Consider the following 16,503-nt stretch of genomic DNA (forward strand, 5'->3'; position numbering starts at 1 on the left):
CAGGCCGGACGGGGAAAGAAACCGAGGCCCTTCCCGTGGTCGCTGCCGCTTGGCGGAACGCAAGAGCTCCCCGCCCTGCGGGCGTAACGCCTTCGGCGGAAAAGCGGCGCGCCTTACTCGTCTAGCCCAGCACTCGGTCCAGGAAGCCGCGCGCGTAGCCAGCGACGGTGTCGAGCTGGTCCTCCAGGGCGAAGTGGCCGGCGTCGAGCAGGTGGATCTCCGCGTCCGGCAGGTCGCGGCGGTAGGCCAGCGCGCCGTCCGGTCCGAAGATCTCGTCGTTGCGCCCCCACACCGCCAGCAGCGGCACCTGGCTGTCCCGGAAGTACTGCTGGAACGCCGGGTACGCGTCGAGGTTGTTCTTGTAGTCCCGGAACAGCGCCAGCTGCACCTCCGCGTTGCCCGGTCGGTCGAGCAGGGGTTGGTCGTGGGTCCACGTGTCGGGGCTGATCCGGCTCGCGTCCTTCACGCCGTGGGTGTACTGCCAGCGCGTGGCGTCCTCGGTGAGCAGTGCGCGCACGGCGGCCTCGGTGTCCGGGCCGGGCGCGGTGGCGTAGGCGAACAGCGGTTCCCAGAACGGCGTGAACCCCTCCAGGTAGGCGTTGCCCGACTGGGTGATGATCGCGCTGACCCGCTCGGGGTCCCGGGAGGCGATCTTCAGGCCGATGGGCGCGCCGTAGTCCTGGATGTAGAGCGCGTGCCGCCGCACGCCGAGCCGGTCGAGCAGCTTCGTGGTCACCTCGGTCAGCCGGTCGAAGGTGTAGTCGAACTCGTCCACCGACGGCGCGGAGCTGTGCCCGAACCCGATGTGGTCGGGCGCGATCACGCGGTAGCGGTCGGCCAGGGCCGGGATCAGGCCGCGGAACATGTGCGAGCTGGTCGGGAACCCGTGCAGCAGCACGATCGCGGGCGCGTCCGGGTGCCCGGCCTCGCGGTGGAACACGCTCAGGCCGTCGATGTCGGTGTGGTGGTACGTGGTCACGGTGTTCACCTAACTGTTCAAGTCGCTCAGAACGGTTAGATCAAACCCAAGCACGACCCGTGCTAACCTGTCAAGTGTCCGAAAACGGTTAGGAGGACGAGGGTGCTCGCCGACGCTCTGCGTGCCCGCGACTGGCCCGACCGCCCGCTGGACGACCAGCCCCTGGGCATCGACCTCCTCAACACCCGGTGGATCACCGGCACGACCTCGTACGACGTCCTCGACCACGACGAGCTGACCCGGGCCTGGCTCACCGACCACGGCCTACCTGCCGACCCCGTCCCGCGCGCCGAACTGGCGCAAGTCCGCGATGCGATCGCCGCCGTCATCGCCGACCCGGCGACCCTCGACGCCCTGAACCCCTTGCTGGCCCACGGCCGCCTGCGGCTCACTGTCGACGCCGAGCACCCGGACGTCGCCGACCCCCGGTGGCACGCGGCCTGGGTGTGCCTGCGCGACTTCCTTCGGTTGCGCGCCGAGCACCCCGGCCGCATCCGCAAGTGCGCCAACCCGGACTGCGTCCTGCACTTCGTGGACACCTCGCGCACCGGCCGCCGCCAGTGGTGCTCGATGACCGCCTGCGGCAACCGCCTCAAGGCGCGGCGGCACCACGACCGGCAACGCGCACAAGCGTGAGCGTCCACGCGCACCCGGCCAGCGCGATCAGCCCCGCGCCCGCCAGCGCCCACGGGATGCCCGCCGACCGCGCGACCAGGCCCAGCAGGATCGGCCCGCCGCCCAACCCCAGGTCGATGAACGCGCTGGCGGTGCCCGACGCGGCACCCCGCTCGTGCGGGCGCGCGGTGGCGAACACCGCCGAGAAGAACGCGGGCGTGCTGAACGTGACGCCCAGTGCCAGCAGGGCCGTGCCGACGACCAGGCCCGGGGGAGTGGTCCACACCGCTGCCAGGACCAGCCCGGAGGCGATCGACGCCAGCGCGCCGGCGGCCAGCGGCAGGGACGGCAGGCGGTCGGGCACCCGCGCGAACGCGATCCGGCCGACCACCACGACGATCCCGTAGACGAACAGCGGCAGGCTGGTGTTGGTCAGCCCCACGTCTCGGGCGTGCAGTGCGGCGAAGGTCAGGAACCCGCCGATCGCCGCCAACGACGTGCAGAACCCGATGCTCGGCGCGATCGCCGGCCGGTGGACCAGGCGCACCGGGGCCGGCTCGTGCGGACCGCGGGTCTCCCCGATCAAGGCCGCCAGCACCGCCGCCGCCACGGCCAGCCCCGCCGCCCCGAGCCACGCCCAGGTGAACCCGCCGCGTTCCACCAGCACCTCGCCCAGCGGCGGCCCGAACGCCAGTCCCAGGTACAGGCCCAGCGAGTTGTAGCTGAGGGCCTCGCCCAACCGCGTGGGCGAGGCGAGGTCGGCCAGCGCCGCGAACCCCGCCACGAAGAACGCCGCCTCCGCCACCCCGAGCAGCAACCGCAACGCGACCACGGCCGGCGTCGACTCGGCCAGCGCCGTCAACGCCATGCCGACCGCGCACAGCAACGCCCCGCCGACCAGCAGCGGACGCCGCCCGAGCCGATCGGTCAGCACCCCTGCGAACGGCCGCAGCACCAGGGCCGACACCGCGAACGCCCCGAACGCGAGCCCGGCGGCGGCCTCGTCACCGCCCAGCGGCCCGGTCACGTACAGCGGGAGCGCGTAGACGGCCACGCCGATCGCCGTGAAATAGCCCAGGTCGGCCGCGGTGAGCAGGACGAACCCGGTGGTGAGCAGGCGGTCGCGCACCGGTCCATCGTGAGCCGGGGGAGGGGAACCCGCGATTGCAAAGGAAACTCTGCAAAGTGTACTTTGCGATCATGCCCGACGTCGTGGTCGACGAAGCCCGAGCCCGCAGCCACCCGTTGCGCGTGGCCCTCCTGGAACTGCTGGCCGACGGCCCGCTCACGGCGTCGCAGGCGGCGGCGCGGCTGGGCGTCACCAGCGGTGACACGTCCTTCCACCTGCGGCAGCTGGCCAGGTTCGGCCTGGTGGAGCCGGTCGGCGGGCGCAACGCCAAGGAGAAGCCGTGGCGACTCGTGGTCGCCGACGAGGGGGACCGCATGGACGAGCGGGACAACCACCGGTACGCGCGCTGGCGGTCCCGGCGGGACGACTACCCGGCCGAGTGGCGCCGCCAGGCCGCCGCGACCTACACCGTCCACCTCACCCCGGCGGAGCTGGACGAGCTGGCCGCGTCGATCCTCGACCTGGTCGCCCCCTACTTCGACCGCGAACAGGACCCGGCCACCCGGCCACCGGACGCGGCGCCGGTAGCCGTCGTCACCCGCCTGTTCCCCTTGGCCACGCCCGAGGAGGTGACCCGGTGAAGCCGATCGTCCTGCTGGGCCAACCGGTCCTGCACGCCCCGACCCGCCCGGTGACCGAGTTCGACGAGGACCTGCGGCAGCTCGTGGAGGCCATGTTCGCCACGATGGCCGCAGCCCCCGGCGCGGGCCTGGCCGCCAACCAAGTGGGTGTGGACCTGCGGGTCTTCGTCTACGACTGCGGTCCGCAAGGCCGTGGCTGCGTGGTCAACCCGGAGGTGGAACGCCTGCCGGGAGGTCTCCAGGACGGCGAGGAGGGCTGCCTGTCGGTGCCGGGCCTGGCCTACCCGACGCCGCGCGCCCGTCGCGTCCGCTGCACCGGCCAGGACCTCGCGGGCGACGAGATCACGATCGAGGCGGAGGGGTACCTGGCGCGCTGCTTCCAGCACGAGGTGGACCACCTGGACGGGAAGCTCTACCTGGAACGCCTCGGTGGCCGGACCCGCCGCCAGGCCGAGCGGGACGCGGCGTCCGCGCCCTGGCACGGCCAACCCCTGTGGCACGTGTGAAGTTCAGCCGATGAGGTCGGTGAAGCGCCGCACCTCGCGCACCCGTCCCCACCGCGCGACCAGCCGCTGCTTCAACCCGGCCAACTCCCGCCGCACCAAGTCCCCGCCCCACGGCGCGTCCACGCAGGTCACGGCCGTCGCCACCGCGGTCTCGGGCTCCGCCGCGCACGCGTACGCGTCGGCCAGCCGCACGGCGAACAACGCCCGACTCGGCCGCGAGTCCACCGGGGTCCGGCGCAGGGCGGCGCGCGCGTGCTCGACGGCTTGGCGTGCCAACACCGGCGCTTCACGCCGCACCGCCAAGTCTCGGAAGCACGCCGCCCGACCGGCTTCCAGCAGCATCAACCGCGGATGGAGGTTCGGGGCGAGTCGTTCGGCACGGTCCAACGCGCGCAGGCATTGTGTTTCGGCACCTGCCGCCGCGTGGGTTCGGGACTCCAAGAGCGAAGCCAGGAAGTCCACCGTCGAGTCACCGGGAGCCTCTTCGCGAGCCCGTGCCGCGTGTCGTGCGGCGCTCGCCAGGCGGCCTTGGACCAGCGCGATCACACCCAGGTACGTCACCGCGGTACCGGCGGTCGTGGGGTCGCGGGCGGTTCGGGACCAGGTCGCCGCGCGGGTCAGCCACAGCGCGCCCGTCCGGGGCCGACCGTTCTCCACGTGCGCCCAGCCGCAGCGGAACGCCAGGCCCGCCGCCAAGCCGGGCAGCGCCGGGTCGCGGCTCTCGTCGAGCCAGGTGGTGACGGTGCGGAGTTGGCCCTCCAGGGCCGGGATGATCGGGACGCCGCCGAATCCGTCGTTGAAGCGCTCGTAGGCCGCGAGGACGGCTTTGAGCCCCGCGACCACGTCCGAGGCGGATTCCTCCCGCCGCTCGTCCTCGACGGCCGACCACAGGCTGGTCAGTTCGTCGCCTAGGAGGTCGGCGCACTTGACCGCCAGGTCGGGCGGCGGCCGGCGGGTGCCCGCCTCGACCTTGCTGATCAGCGAGTGGTGGTAGCCGAGGAGGCGGCCCAGCCCCGCCTGGGTCAGGCCGGCGGCCGTCCGCAGTTCCCGCAGCCGCCGGCCGAACTCCGCCCGTGCCGCTGACATGTGGCGGAGCGTACTCCCGGTGTCGCTACACGTGGTCGGGCTCGTCGTCCAGCGGCACCACGCGCTGCTGGTCGGCGACGTCGGCCGGGTCGGCGTGCAGCCACGCGTCGCCGAGGGGTTCGAGGTCGTCGGTTTCGGCGTCCGGGTCGACCGGGATGCGCTGGTCGACGGTGTCGCCCTCGGGGAGGTCCACCGCGTCGGCCTGCCGGAAGACCTCGTTCTCGACGCCCATGATCGAGTCCCTTCGTCGCGTCCGGTGGGGGTTTCCGGGTCCCGTTCTACCCCGGTTGCCTGGCGGGCGCGAAAGAAAGTCGGCACGATCGGGAACGTGACCCTCCCGCTGTTCGGCGACCCGGCCCCCGGCCCGGACCTGGACCCGCACCCCGGCGTGCCCGGCGAGGCGTGGGCGGCCGAGCAGTTCCGGGGCCGAGGCCTGCGCATCGGCCGCAACCGCACCGTGCACCGGGCGGGGTTCGTGCTGGACGAGCGCGGTGTGGAGATCCCGGCACCGGACTGCCACGCCGGGTACTTCGCGGCCGGTAGGCCGTGGTGGCAGGTGTACTTCCCGACAACGGACCCGGTGGACTGCGGCCTGTGCCTGGACGCCCGCCGCCACACCTCGGGCCCCCCACGCCTGACCACCCAACTAACCCTCGACTTCGGCGACCTCTCCGCCTGACCCCGACACACCCAGCCGCCACCACCCGCCCCCCTGCTGCTGCCGCCTGATCCCTGCCGCTCGGCCGCCGCCACCACTGCCACCGCAGCCACCGCCAGGCTGCCCCTGCCCGACCGCGCCGCCCCTGCTACTCGCTGGCTGCCCGCTGCCGCTGCCCGCCGCTGGCTGCCCGCCGCCGACTGCCCACCGCTGACCGCTGCCCACCGCTCCCTGCCGCCGCCCGCCGCCACTCGCCGCTCACCGCCGCGGCTCACCACCGCCACTGCTGCTGCCCGCCGCCGCTGCCCGATCGCGCTGCCTGATCGCTGCCGCCACTGCTTGATCGCTGCTGTCGGAGCCGAACCGCCGGCGCGGCTCCACCCGCCAATGCGCGGCGAAGCCCCGGACCCGCGTAAATCGGGCGCGGCTTGACGCGGCCTCGCGGGCGGGCTTGGCGGGGTGCGGCGGGCAGGGTCGGCGCGGACTGGGCGGGCTGCCTGGCTTGGCGGGCGGACTCGCCGGGTCGGCTCGGGCGTGAGCTTGGCGGGGGGCTCGGCGGGCAGCGGGCAGCGGCGGGCAGTCGGCGGCGGGCAGGGGTGGCGCAGGCTTGGCGGGCAGGGCTTGGCGGGCGGCGGGGGTGGCGCAGGCTTGGCGGGCGGGCTCGGGGGTGAGCTTGGCGGGTGGGGTCTGTCGCGGGCATCGCGGGCGCGGCTGGCGGGTGGGCTGGCGGGTTGGGGCCTGGCGGGCGGGCTCGAGGGTGAGCCTGGCGGGCGAGGCCTGGGCCTCGGCCTGGCCGGGCGCGGGCCTGGGTGTGAGGCTCGGCGCGGGGTCTGCGTGCCTGGTTTGGGTGAGGCTTGGTGGTGGCGATTTGCGTTCGAGGCTTCGCGGGCGTGGCCTCCGGCCCCCGGTTCGATCATCGCATGAGCCACCGACACTCCCCGGCGTGGCGCGAGCGGAGGGATTGCGAGTGGTGCCGGGGCCGCCTCTCCGCCGGTTTCTGAACCGGTCCCACGTGGCTGAACGCGTCCCGCGCTCACGCGCAAAGCTGCGCAAAACACGCTCAGTGATGAGCGAAGTTGTAATAAACCATCGTTGACCGAGCAAGAATGCGCACCTAGTGTGCCTCGCAAGCACAACCTGGCGCGAGGAGAGTGCACATGGGCAACCGGTGGTGGAAGGCGGTCGCGGTGGCTGCGGTCGCGGTGAGCGGTGCGGCCTGTGGTGGGGGTGGGGCTGGGGATGGCGGGCCGGTTACCTTGACCTACGCGATTTGGGACAAGGACCAGCAGTCCGCGATGGAGAAGATCGCGCAGGAGTACACCAAGGCCCACCCCGACGTGACGGTCAAGGTGCAGCTCACCGCCAACAAGGAGTACTGGACCAAGCTCCAGACGGCGGTCACCGGCGGCAGCGCGCCCGACGTGTTCTGGATGAACGGACCCCGCATCGGCCTCTACGCCTCGCAGGGCGTCCTGCAACCGCTGGACGAGCAGATCGCCGCCGCCGGCGTGGACACCGCCGCCTACCCCAAGTCCCTGGTGGACCTCTACACCTTCGAGGGCAAGAAGTACGGGCTGCCCAAGGACTACGACACCATCGGTCTCTGGTACAACAAGGCCCTCTTCGACGCGGCCGGCGTCAAGCACCCCGACGCGTCCTGGACCTGGGACGACCTCAAGGCCGCCGCGGCCAAGCTGACCGACCCCGCCAAGGGGCAGTACGGCATCGCCGCCCCCGCCGACTCCCAGGCCAACTACTACAACACCATCTTCCAGGCCGGTGGCACGGTCATCTCCGCCGACGGCCGCAAGTCCGGCTTCGACGACCCCGCCACGATCGAGGGCCTCAAGTTCTGGGTGGACCTCATCAAGTCCGGCTCCTCGCCGACCGTGCAGCAGATGTCGGACACCGAGCCCACCCAGCTGTTCTCCTCCGGCAAGGTCGCCATGTACTACGGCGGGTCGTGGGAGGCCAACGGGTTCGCCAAGAACGCCGATCTGACCGGCAAGGTCGACGTGGCCCCGCTGCCCAAGGGCAAGAAGGAGGCCGTCGTCATCCACGGTCTGGCCAACGTCGCCTACGCCAAGTCCAAGCACCCCAAGCAGGCCGCCGACTTCGCCGTGTTCGCCAGTGGCAAGCAGGCGCAGCAGATCCAGGCCGAGGCCGGCGCGGTGATCTCCGCCTACCAGGGCACGCAGGACACCTGGGTCAAGGCGCACCCGCAGTTCCAGCTCCAGGCGTTCATCGACCAGGTCCCCGACTCGGTCCCGTTGCCCCGCTCGAAGAACACCTCGGCCTGGGCCAAGCACGCCGAAGACCTGCTGCTCAAGGCCTGGACGGGGGAGAAGGACGTCGCCGACGCGGCCAGGGAGCTGGCCAAGGCCGTGGACGAGGAACTGGGCAAGGAGAAGTGACCACGCTGGAGGAGGTCCCCGTCGCCGCGCCGCAACGCGCGGTGGCGGGGCGACCCGTGCGCAGGCGCCTGCGCCGCCGGGAGTGGCTGTGGGGCTTGGCGTTCATCGCGCCCAACGGCCTGGGGCTGCTGGCGTTCTACATCTGGCCGGTGTTCCAGACCCTGTACTACAGCTTCACCGAGTGGGGCGCGTTCGGCGGCCACACGTGGGTCGGCGCGGAGAACTACGTCAAGCTCCTCTCCGACCCGGAAGTGGTGAAGGCGTTGAAGAACACGCTGCTGTACGCGGGGTTGGTGCTGCTGGGCGTGCCGGTCTCGCTGGTGCTCGCGGCCCTGATCAACACGCCGGGGCTGCGGGGCGCGGCGGTGTACCGGGTGCTGTACTTCCTGCCCGTGGTCACGATGCCGGCGGCGGTCGGCATGGTGTGGCGCTGGCTCTACAACGGTGACATCGGCCTGATCAACCACGTGTTGTCGCTGGCCGGCGTCGAGGGCCACCACTGGGTCGCCGATCCGAGGTTCGCCCTGTACGCCACGGCGGTCGTCGGGATCTGGATGACGGTCGGCTACAACATGGTGATCTTCGCCGCGGGCCTGAAGGGCATCCCGAAGGACCTCTACGAGGCCGCCGAACTCGACGGGGCCGGGCCGATCCGGCAGTTCTTCGGCATCACCCTGCCGATGCTCAGTCCCACGGCGTTCTTCGTGACCGTGCTGACCTCGATCGGCGCGTTGCAGGTGTTCGACGTCATCTACCTGATGTTGGGCTCCAACAGCGCGGCGCTGCGCAACCCGGCGATCGACGAGAACCAGACGATCGTGTTCCTGTTCTTCGAGCGGGCTTTCGTCGACAACGACAAGGGCTACGCGGCGGCGATCGCGTTCGTGCTGCTCCTGGTCATCCTGCTGCTGACCATCGTGCAGTTCCGGGCGCAGAAGAGGTGGGTGCACTATGCCTGAGCGCGTCGCGCGCCGGACGTGGCCGGTGCACGTGGTGCTGGTGGTAGGCGCGCTGATCATGGTCGCGCCGCTGCTGTGGGAGTTCCTGACCTCGGTGAAGTCGTTCGGCGAGTCCGTGCGCGTGCCGCCGACGATCCTGCCGGAGACGTGGGACTGGTCGAACTACACCAAGGTGTTCGACAGCATCCCGTTCGGGCAGCAACTGCTGAACACGGTGCTGATGACCGCCGGGCGGACCGCCGGCCAGCTGTTGCTGTGCTCGATGGCGGCCTACGCGTTCGCGCGGCTGGCGTTCCCGGGGCGGGACCTCATCTTCATGCTGTTCCTGTCCGTGCTGATGGTGCCCAGTCAGCTGTTCCTGATCCCGCAGTACCAGATCATGCAAGAGCTGGGGTGGCTGAACTCGTTGCAGGCGCTGATCGTGCCGGGGGTGTTCAGCGCGTTCGGGACGTTCCTGCTGCGGCAGTTCTTCCTGTCCCTGCCCAAGGACCTGGAGGAAGCCGCGGGCCTGGACGGCGCCAACCCGCTGCGGATCTACTGGCACATCATGCTGCCGCTGGCCCGGCCGGGCCTGGTGGCGCTGGGCATCTTGACCGTGCTGTGGTCGTGGAACGACCTGATGTGGCCGCTGGTGGTGAACAACGATCCCGAACAGATGACGTTGTCGGCCGGGCTGGCGACGTTGAAGGGCGAGCACTTCACCGACTACCCGGTGCTGATGGCCGGGTCGCTGCTGGCGACGCTGCCGGTCATCGTGGTGTTCATCGCCATGCAGCGGCGCGTGTTGGAGGGCATCGCGTTCACCGGGACGAAGGGGTGAAGGTCGTGGACGGAGGGGTGAGGTCGTGACGGACCTGCGGATCGGCGTCATCGGCTACGGGTTGCGCGCCCCGCTCGTGGCGCACGCCCACCAGCCCGGACGAGGCAGCGCGGTGGTGGCCGTCGCCGACCCCCGCCCGGACCGGCGGGAACTGGCCGCCGCGCACTTCGGAGGGGTGTTCACCACCGACGACACCGCCGAACTGCTCAAAGCCGAGCTGGACGCGGTGTTCGTGCTCAGCCCGGACCACCTGCACGTCACGCACGCCTTGGCGGCGTTCGACGCCGGGGTGCCGGTGTACCTGGAGAAGCCGCTGGCCATCACGGTCGCCGACGCGGACCTCGTGCTCTCACAGGCACGGGACTCGGGGGTGAAGGTCTACATCGGGCACAACATGCGGCACATGTCGGTCGTGCAGACCATGAGGAAGCTGGTGCTGGACGGGGCCATCGGCGAGGTGCAGGCGGTGTGGTGCCGGCACTTCGTCGGGCACGGCGGCGACTACTACTTCAAGGACTGGCACGCCGAACGCGCCAAGGGCACCGGACTGCTGTTGCAGAAGGGCGCGCACGACCTGGACGTGATCCACTGGCTGGCCGGCGGGTACACGCGGCGCGTCAACGCCCTCGGCGCGCTGTCGGTGTACGGGCGTGTGCAGGACCGCCTGGCGGCTCCGGAGTACAAGACCGGCCACGACTGGGACGAGTACCGGACCCATTGGCCGCCGCTGGCGCAGACGGGGCTCAACCCGGTGATCGACGTCGAGGACCTGTCGATGGTCAACATGGCGTTGGACAACGGGGTCCTGGCTTCCTACCAGCAGTGCCACTTCACGCCGGACTACTGGCGGAACTACACGGTCATCGGCACCGAGGGGCGGCTGGAGAACATCGGCGACACGCCGGGGTCCTCGGTGCACGTCTGGAACCGCCGCCATCGGGGGTTCGCGGAGCCGGACGTGGCGGTGCGCATCCCGGAGGCGGAGGGCGGACATGGTGGCGCGGACCCGCGGATCGTCGCGGAGTTCCTGGAGTTCGTCCGGTCGGGCGGGACGACGCTGACCTCCCCGGTGGCCGCGCGCGAGGCCGTGGCGACCGGGTGCGCGGCGACGGAGTCCCTGCGGTCGGGCGGCGTGCCGGTGGACGTCCCCGCGCTGCCCGCGGACCTGGTGTCCTACTTCGAGACCGGCCAGCGTTCCGCCTGAGCAACGGGCCGCTCCGTCCACATGGTGAGATCGTGGACGGAGCGTCACCGTGCCGTATTTGTGCTGGTAGACGGCTTGTGGATCGCTCGAACCGGTGACCCTGAGCAACGCTCGCGAGTGATCTTTTGCTAAGCTTTCGGCCACTGGTCGAGAGGCGCTGCAACGGACGTCGAGTCCGCCACGCTCGACCAGGTGCCACCACCGCAAGGGCGCCTCTCAGGCGATGAGCCGTGGGAGGAGTCCGGATGTCCGAGGCGCTGCGCGAACTGCTGGACCGGAAGGTCGCGGTGCTCGACGGCGCGTGGGGCACCATGCTCCAGGCGGCCGGGTTGAAGCCCGCCGACTACCGGGGCGACCTCATCGCGGGCGACCACGCCAAGGACGTCACCGGCGACCCGGACCTGCTCAACCTGACCCGGCCGGACGTCATCCTCGACGTCCACCGCCAGTACCTGGCCGCCGGGGCGGACATCACCACCACCAACACCTTCACCGCGACCAGCATCGGCCAGGCCGACTACGGGCTGGAGTCGCTGGTCCGCGAGATGAACGTGCAGGGCGCGCGCCTGGCCCGCCAGGCCGCCGACGAGGCGGGCGGCAAGTTCGTCGCCGGGTCGGTCGGGCCGCTCAACGTGACCCTCTCGCTGTCGCCGCGGGTCGAGGACCCGGCGTACCGCGCGGTCACGTTCGACCAGGTCAAGGCCTCCTACGCCGAGCAGATCGCCGCCTTGGCCGAGGGTGGCGTGGACCTGCTGCTGGTCGAGACGATCTTCGACACGCTCAACGCCAAGGCCGCCATCGCCGCCGCCCGCGAGGTCGCGCCGCAGTTGCCGCTGTGGATCTCGGTCACGATCGTGGACCTGTCCGGCCGCACGCTGTCCGGGCAGACCGTCGAGGCGTTCTGGCGGTCGGTCGAGCACGCCGAGCCGCTGGTCGTGGGCGTGAACTGCTCGCTGGGCGCGGCGGAGATGCGTCCGCACGTCGCCGAGTTGTCGCGGATCGCCGGCGCGTACACCGCCGCGCACCCCAATGCGGGTCTGCCCAACGCGTTCGGCGGCTACGACCAGACCCCCGACGAGACCGCGGCGCTGCTGGAGGAGTTCGCGGGCTCGGGCATCGTGAACCTGGTCGGCGGCTGTTGTGGCACGACGCCCGCGCACATCGCGCGCATCGCCGAGTCGGTCAAGAGCCTGGAGCCGGGCCGCAAGCCGGTCACCGGGTCGAAGTTGTCCGCGTTCAGCGGGTTGGAGCCGTTCGCGATCGGCGCGGACACCGGGTTTGTGATGATCGGTGAGCGCACGAACGTCACCGGGTCCAAGAAGTTCCGCCGGCTGATCGAGTCCGGTGACCACCAGGGCGCGGTGGACGTGGCGCTGGACCAGGTGCGCGGTGGGGCGAACCTGCTGGACGTCAACATGGACGCCGACCTCCTCGACAGCGAGGAGGCGATGACGACCTTCCTCAACCTGATCGCCACCGAGCCGGAGATCGCCCGCGTGCCGATCATGGTGGACAGCTCGCGGTGGAGCGTGCTGGAAGCCGGCCTGAAGTGCGTGCAGGGCAAGGGGGTCGTGAACTCCATCAGCCTCAAGGAGGGCGAAGGCCCGTTCCTGGAGCAGGCGCGCGCGATCCGCAGCTACGGCGCGGGCGTGGTCGTGATGGCGTTCGACGAGCAGGGCCAAGCCGACACCGCGGCGCGCAAGGTCGAGATCTGCGGCCGGGCCTACGACCTGCTGGTGAACGAGGTCGGGTTCCCGCCGCAGGACATCATCTTCGACCCGAACGTGCTGGCCGTGGCGACCGGCATCGCCGAGCACGACGAGTACGCCAAGGCGTTCATCGAGGCGTTGCCGCAGATCAAGCAGCGCTGTCCGGGCGCGCGGACCAGCGGCGGCATCTCGAACCTGTCGTTCTCCTTCCGGGGCAACGACATCATCCGCGAAGCCATGCACTCGGCGTTCCTGTTCCACGCGGTGCGCGCGGGCCTGGACATGGGCATCGTGAACGCCGGCCAGCTCGCGGTGTACGAGGACATCCCGGCCGACCTGTTGGAACTGGTCGAGGACGTGCTGTTCAACCGCCGCCCCGACGCCACCGACCGGCTGGTCGCGCACGCCGAGACGGTCAAGGGCAGCGGCACCAAGCGAGTGGTGGACCTGGCGTGGCGCGAGGCCCCGGTCGCCGAGCGGCTGGCGCACGCCCTGGTGCACGGCATCGTGGACTTCATCGAGGAGGACACCGAGGAGGCCCGGCAGCAGGCCGCGCGGCCCCTGGAGGTCATCGAGGGTCCGCTGATGGACGGCATGAAGGTCGTCGGCGACCTGTTCGGCGCGGGCAAGATGTTCCTGCCGCAGGTGGTCAAGAGCGCGCGGGTGATGAAGCGCTCGGTGGCCTACCTGGAGCCGTTCATGGAGGCGGAGAAGGAGAAGGCCCGCCTGGAGGGCCGGATCGACACCTCCGGCGGTCCGGGCAAGATCGTGCTGGCCACGGTGAAGGGCGACGTCCACGACATCGGCAAGAACATCGTCGGCGTGGTGCTGGGCTGCAACAACTACGAGGTGATCGACCTGGGCGTGATGGTGCCGTCGTCGGTCATCATCGACACCGCCCTGGCCGAGGGCGCGTCGGCGATCGGCCTGTCCGGGCTGATCACGCCGTCGCTGGACGAGATGGTCACGGTCGCCTCGGACATGCAGCGCCGGGGCGTGAAGCTGCCGCTGCTCATCGGCGGCGCGACCACGTCCCGCCAGCACACGGCCGTGCGCATCGCTCCCGCGTTCGAGGGCATCACCGTGCACGTCGCCGACGCCTCGCGCGTGGTCGGCGTGGTGTCCGAGCTGCTGGACTCGGACCGCGTCGAGGGCCTGGACGAGCGCAACCGGGTCGAGCAGGAGCGCCTGCGCAAGCAGCACGAGGACCGCAAGCGGGTCGCCCTGCTGACGTTGGACCAGGCGCGGGCCAACCGGGAGCAGGTCGCCTTCGACGAGCTGCCCACGCCGTCGTTCACGGGCCTGCGGGTGGTCGAGCCGTCGCTGGACGAGCTGCGGGCGATGATCGACTGGCAGTTCTTCTTCCTGGCGTGGGAGGTCAAGGGCAAGTACCCGGCCGTCCTGGACAACCCGGTGGCGCAGGAACTGTTCGACGACGCCAACACGCTGCTGGACGAGATCGTGGCCGCGGGGTCGTTCCAGGCTCGGGGCGTGCTCGGCTTCTGGCCGGCGTCGTCCAACGGCGACGACCTGGTCCTGGAGACCGAGTCGGGCGAGGTGCGGTTCCCGATGCTGCGCCAGCAGACCGCCAAGCCCGACAGCCGCCCCAACCGCAGCCTCGCCGACTACGTGGCCCCCTCGGGCGACCACCTGGGCGCTTTCGCGGTGGGCATCCACGGCGCCGAGACGCTGGCCGCCCGCTACGAGGCCGAGAACGACGACTACCGGGCGATCATGGTGAAGACCCTGGCCGACCGCCTGGCCGAGGCGTTCGCCGAGTACATCCACCTGCACGCGCGGCAGGAGTGGTTCGAGCCCGGCTCGCAGCCCGTGCTGGAAGAGCTGCACGCGGAGAAGTTCCGAGGCATCCGCCCGGCCCTGGGCTACCCGGCGTGCCCCGACCACAGCCAGAAGGAGACCCTGTTCTCCCTGCTGGACGCGCGGTCGGTGGGCCTGGACCTGACCGAGTCGTTCGCCATGACCCCGGCGGCGGCGGTCAGCGGCCTGATCTTCGCCAACCCGGCGGCCCGGTACTTCACCGTCGGCAGGATCGGGCGCGACCAGGTGCAGGATTACGCCAAGCGCAGCGGCGTCCCGGTGGCCGAGGTCGAGCGGTGGCTGCGCCCGAACCTGGCCTACGACATCGACTGACACGTGACGGACTGGTCCCGGCTCACCCACGCCTACGGCCCGGCCGAGGGGCGATCGTGGCCGGCGGTGGCGACGCCGTGCGGGCCGAACACGCCGAGGCCGCGGGACGTGGACTTCGCGGTCGCGGAGCGGGTCTTCGACTGACGGGGCTCACCGGCGGTGGTCGCTCGGGTGGGCTCGTGCGACCTCGTCCTTGACGTGTTGATGGTGCGCTACCGGAGTGGGCGGCCGGCCGACCGGCGGGTCCGGGTGGAGCGGGATCACGTCCGTGTCACCAGCGTGACCGCCTGGTCGGCGCGTGGGCCTGTCCGAGGTGGCTGCGTTCGCTCGTTCGGGTGATGGGCGTAACTCGACCAGTGGTGGGGGCGACTGACAGTCAGGACCCCGTGGAATCGAGGCGTCGCCATGACCATCCGAGTTGCGACCTTCAACGTGGAGAACCTGTTCGAGCGGGCCAAGGCGTTGGCCGGCGGGGAGGCCGAGCCGGTGCTCGCCGCCTTCAGCCGGTTCGGCACCGTCTCCGCCGAACCCGTGTACACCGAGACCCACAAGCGGGAGATGCTGGAGGACCTGGAGACCCTCCTGGTGCTCGTCCGCACCGACCGGCTGGTGCTCAACCCGAATCCGTTCCAAGCCTGGGCGCTGCTGCGGGAGAACCGCGGGGACTTCCTCAAGCAGCCCGGTGGCGGGGACGTGACGATCGTGGCCACTGGCCGCGGTGACTGGATCGGGTGGGTGGACCTGATCACCGAGCCCGTGGACGAGATCGCCACCCGCATGACCGCGAAGGTGGTCGACGAGGTGGCCGCCGACGTCCTGTGCCTCGTCGAGGCCGAGCACCGACCCGCGCTGGTCCGGTTCAACGAGGCCCTCCTGGGCCGCCGCTACGCCCACGCCATGCTGGTGGACGGCAACGACCCGCGCGGCATCGACGTCGGCCTGATGACCACCGGGCGGGTCGCCATCGAGTCGGTGCGCAGCCACGTGGACGAGCCAGACCCCGAACGCGTCGGGCGCGCGCTGTTCAGCCGGGACTGCCCGGTCTACCAGCTGCGGCTGCCCGGCGGTCGGGAGCTGTTCGTGCTGCCCAACCACTTCAAGAGCCAGTCGTTCTCCAGCGGCGACCCGGACCCGCTGCGCCGCAGGCAGAGCAAGAAGGTCCGCGAGATCTACGACGGCCTGCGCGCCGAGGGCGCCGACCTCGTCGCCGTCCTGGGCGACCTCAACAAGGGCCCCACCAACGACGTCCCACCCCGGCACCCCACCCTGGAACCCCTGCTCGGCCCCGGCACCCCACTGGTCGACACCGCGAGCCTGCCCGTCTTCGACCCCGGCCCGCGCCCCGGCACCTTCCAGTCGTGCAGCCTGCGCAACCGCTTGGACTACATCCTGGTCTCCCCCGAACTCGCGGCCCTGGTCACAGCCGGTGGCGTCTTCCGCAAGGGCCTGTGGGGCGACCCGGACAACGTCAACCCGCCCCAGCAGTGGCAGATCTACCCGGAAATCACCGCCTCCCACCACGGCGCCTCCGACCACGCCGCCGTGTGGATCGACCTCGACCTCTGAGCCCACACGGGCACCACCGACCGCTTTTCGCCCGCAGGGCGGGATGCTTTTCCGCCGAAGGCGCAAGCCAAGCGGCAGCGACCACGGGAAGGGCCTCGGTTTCTTTCCCCGTCCGGCCTGGGCGAA

At 71.1% G+C, this 16,503-nt stretch carries 15 protein-coding genes and 1 riboswitch; of the genes, 11 read left to right on the forward strand and 4 right to left on the reverse strand.

Annotated elements, in window-relative coordinates:
• Nucleotides 1-121 precede the first annotated feature (121 nt).
• Nucleotides 122-979, reverse strand: coding sequence for an alpha/beta fold hydrolase (locus WBN91_RS34880; RefSeq protein ID WP_337728580.1), 858 nt, complete (start codon nt 977-979; stop codon nt 122-124).
• A 102-nt stretch (nt 980-1,081) separates the two neighbouring features.
• Between WBN91_RS34880 and WBN91_RS34885 the strand changes: the two genes are divergently transcribed.
• A complete protein-coding gene (locus WBN91_RS34885) occupies nt 1,082-1,615 on the forward strand; it encodes a CGNR zinc finger domain-containing protein (protein ID WP_337728579.1) in 534 nt (177 codons plus the stop codon).
• Here the strand turns inward: WBN91_RS34885 and WBN91_RS34890 are convergent.
• Nucleotides 1,572-2,723 (reverse strand): MFS transporter, encoded by a 1,152-nt coding sequence (locus WBN91_RS34890; protein ID WP_337728578.1) that lies wholly within the window; start codon nt 2,721-2,723, stop codon nt 1,572-1,574. The genes WBN91_RS34885 and WBN91_RS34890 overlap by 44 nt on opposite strands.
• Before the next feature lie 71 nt (nt 2,724-2,794).
• Between WBN91_RS34890 and WBN91_RS34895 the strand changes: the two genes are divergently transcribed.
• Together WBN91_RS34895 and def are read left to right on the forward strand one after the other, a co-directional pair.
• Nucleotides 2,795-3,304, forward strand: coding sequence for a winged helix-turn-helix domain-containing protein (locus WBN91_RS34895; protein ID WP_337728577.1), 510 nt, complete (start codon nt 2,795-2,797; stop codon nt 3,302-3,304).
• Nucleotides 3,301-3,810, forward strand: coding sequence for a peptide deformylase (gene def, locus WBN91_RS34900; RefSeq protein WP_337728576.1), 510 nt, complete (start codon nt 3,301-3,303; stop codon nt 3,808-3,810). Before WBN91_RS34895 ends, def begins: the two co-directional genes overlap by 4 nt.
• Before the next feature lie 3 nt (nt 3,811-3,813).
• On the opposite strand, the gene WBN91_RS34905 is transcribed toward def, so the two are convergent.
• Complete coding sequence (locus WBN91_RS34905) at nt 3,814-4,896, reverse strand: helix-turn-helix domain-containing protein (protein ID WP_337728575.1); 1,083 nt, start codon at nt 4,894-4,896, stop codon at nt 3,814-3,816.
• A gap of 25 nt (nt 4,897-4,921) precedes the next feature.
• Nucleotides 4,922-5,128: a hypothetical protein gene (locus WBN91_RS34910; RefSeq protein WP_337728574.1), complete on the reverse strand. Its 207-nt coding sequence runs from the start codon at nt 5,126-5,128 to the stop codon at nt 4,922-4,924.
• 96 nt (nt 5,129-5,224) lie between these two features.
• Between WBN91_RS34910 and WBN91_RS34915 the strand changes: the two genes are divergently transcribed.
• The 8 genes from WBN91_RS34915 to WBN91_RS34950 all read left to right on the forward strand — a co-directional run bounded on the left by WBN91_RS34915 (nt 5,225) and on the right by WBN91_RS34950 (nt 16,377).
• Complete coding sequence (locus WBN91_RS34915) at nt 5,225-5,575, forward strand: hypothetical protein (RefSeq protein ID WP_337728573.1); 351 nt, start codon at nt 5,225-5,227, stop codon at nt 5,573-5,575.
• A 1,136-nt stretch (nt 5,576-6,711) separates the two neighbouring features.
• Nucleotides 6,712-7,968, forward strand: coding sequence for an ABC transporter substrate-binding protein (locus tag WBN91_RS34920; protein ID WP_337728572.1), 1,257 nt, complete (start codon nt 6,712-6,714; stop codon nt 7,966-7,968).
• Nucleotides 7,965-8,927 (forward strand): carbohydrate ABC transporter permease, encoded by a 963-nt coding sequence (locus tag WBN91_RS34925; RefSeq protein WP_337728571.1) that lies wholly within the window; start codon nt 7,965-7,967, stop codon nt 8,925-8,927. Before WBN91_RS34920 ends, WBN91_RS34925 begins: the two co-directional genes overlap by 4 nt.
• A complete protein-coding gene (locus WBN91_RS34930) occupies nt 8,920-9,747 on the forward strand; it encodes a carbohydrate ABC transporter permease (RefSeq protein WP_337728570.1) in 828 nt (275 codons plus the stop codon). The genes WBN91_RS34925 and WBN91_RS34930 overlap by 8 nt, the downstream gene beginning before the upstream one ends.
• A 25-nt stretch (nt 9,748-9,772) precedes the next feature.
• Entirely contained in the window at nt 9,773-10,951 is a 1,179-nt protein-coding gene (locus WBN91_RS34935; protein ID WP_337728569.1) for a Gfo/Idh/MocA family protein, read from the forward strand.
• A gap of 143 nt (nt 10,952-11,094) precedes the next feature.
• Nucleotides 11,095-11,173, forward strand: a riboswitch (S-adenosyl-L-homocysteine riboswitch).
• A 23-nt stretch (nt 11,174-11,196) separates the two neighbouring features.
• Entirely contained in the window at nt 11,197-14,811 is a 3,615-nt protein-coding gene (metH, locus tag WBN91_RS34940) for a methionine synthase (protein WP_337728568.1), read from the forward strand.
• 3 nt (nt 14,812-14,814) lie between these two features.
• Nucleotides 14,815-14,955: a hypothetical protein gene (locus tag WBN91_RS34945; protein ID WP_337728567.1), complete on the forward strand. Its 141-nt coding sequence runs from the start codon at nt 14,815-14,817 to the stop codon at nt 14,953-14,955.
• Nucleotides 14,956-15,216: 261 nt separating this feature from the next.
• Nucleotides 15,217-16,377, forward strand: a complete 1,161-nt coding sequence (locus tag WBN91_RS34950) for an endonuclease/exonuclease/phosphatase family protein (protein ID WP_337728566.1) — start codon at nt 15,217-15,219, stop codon at nt 16,375-16,377.
• Nucleotides 16,378-16,503: the final 126 nt, after the last annotated feature.

This window comes from Saccharothrix sp. CCNWYY140, assembly GCF_037401995.1.
GTDB lineage: Bacteria > Actinomycetota > Actinomycetes > Mycobacteriales > Pseudonocardiaceae > Actinosynnema.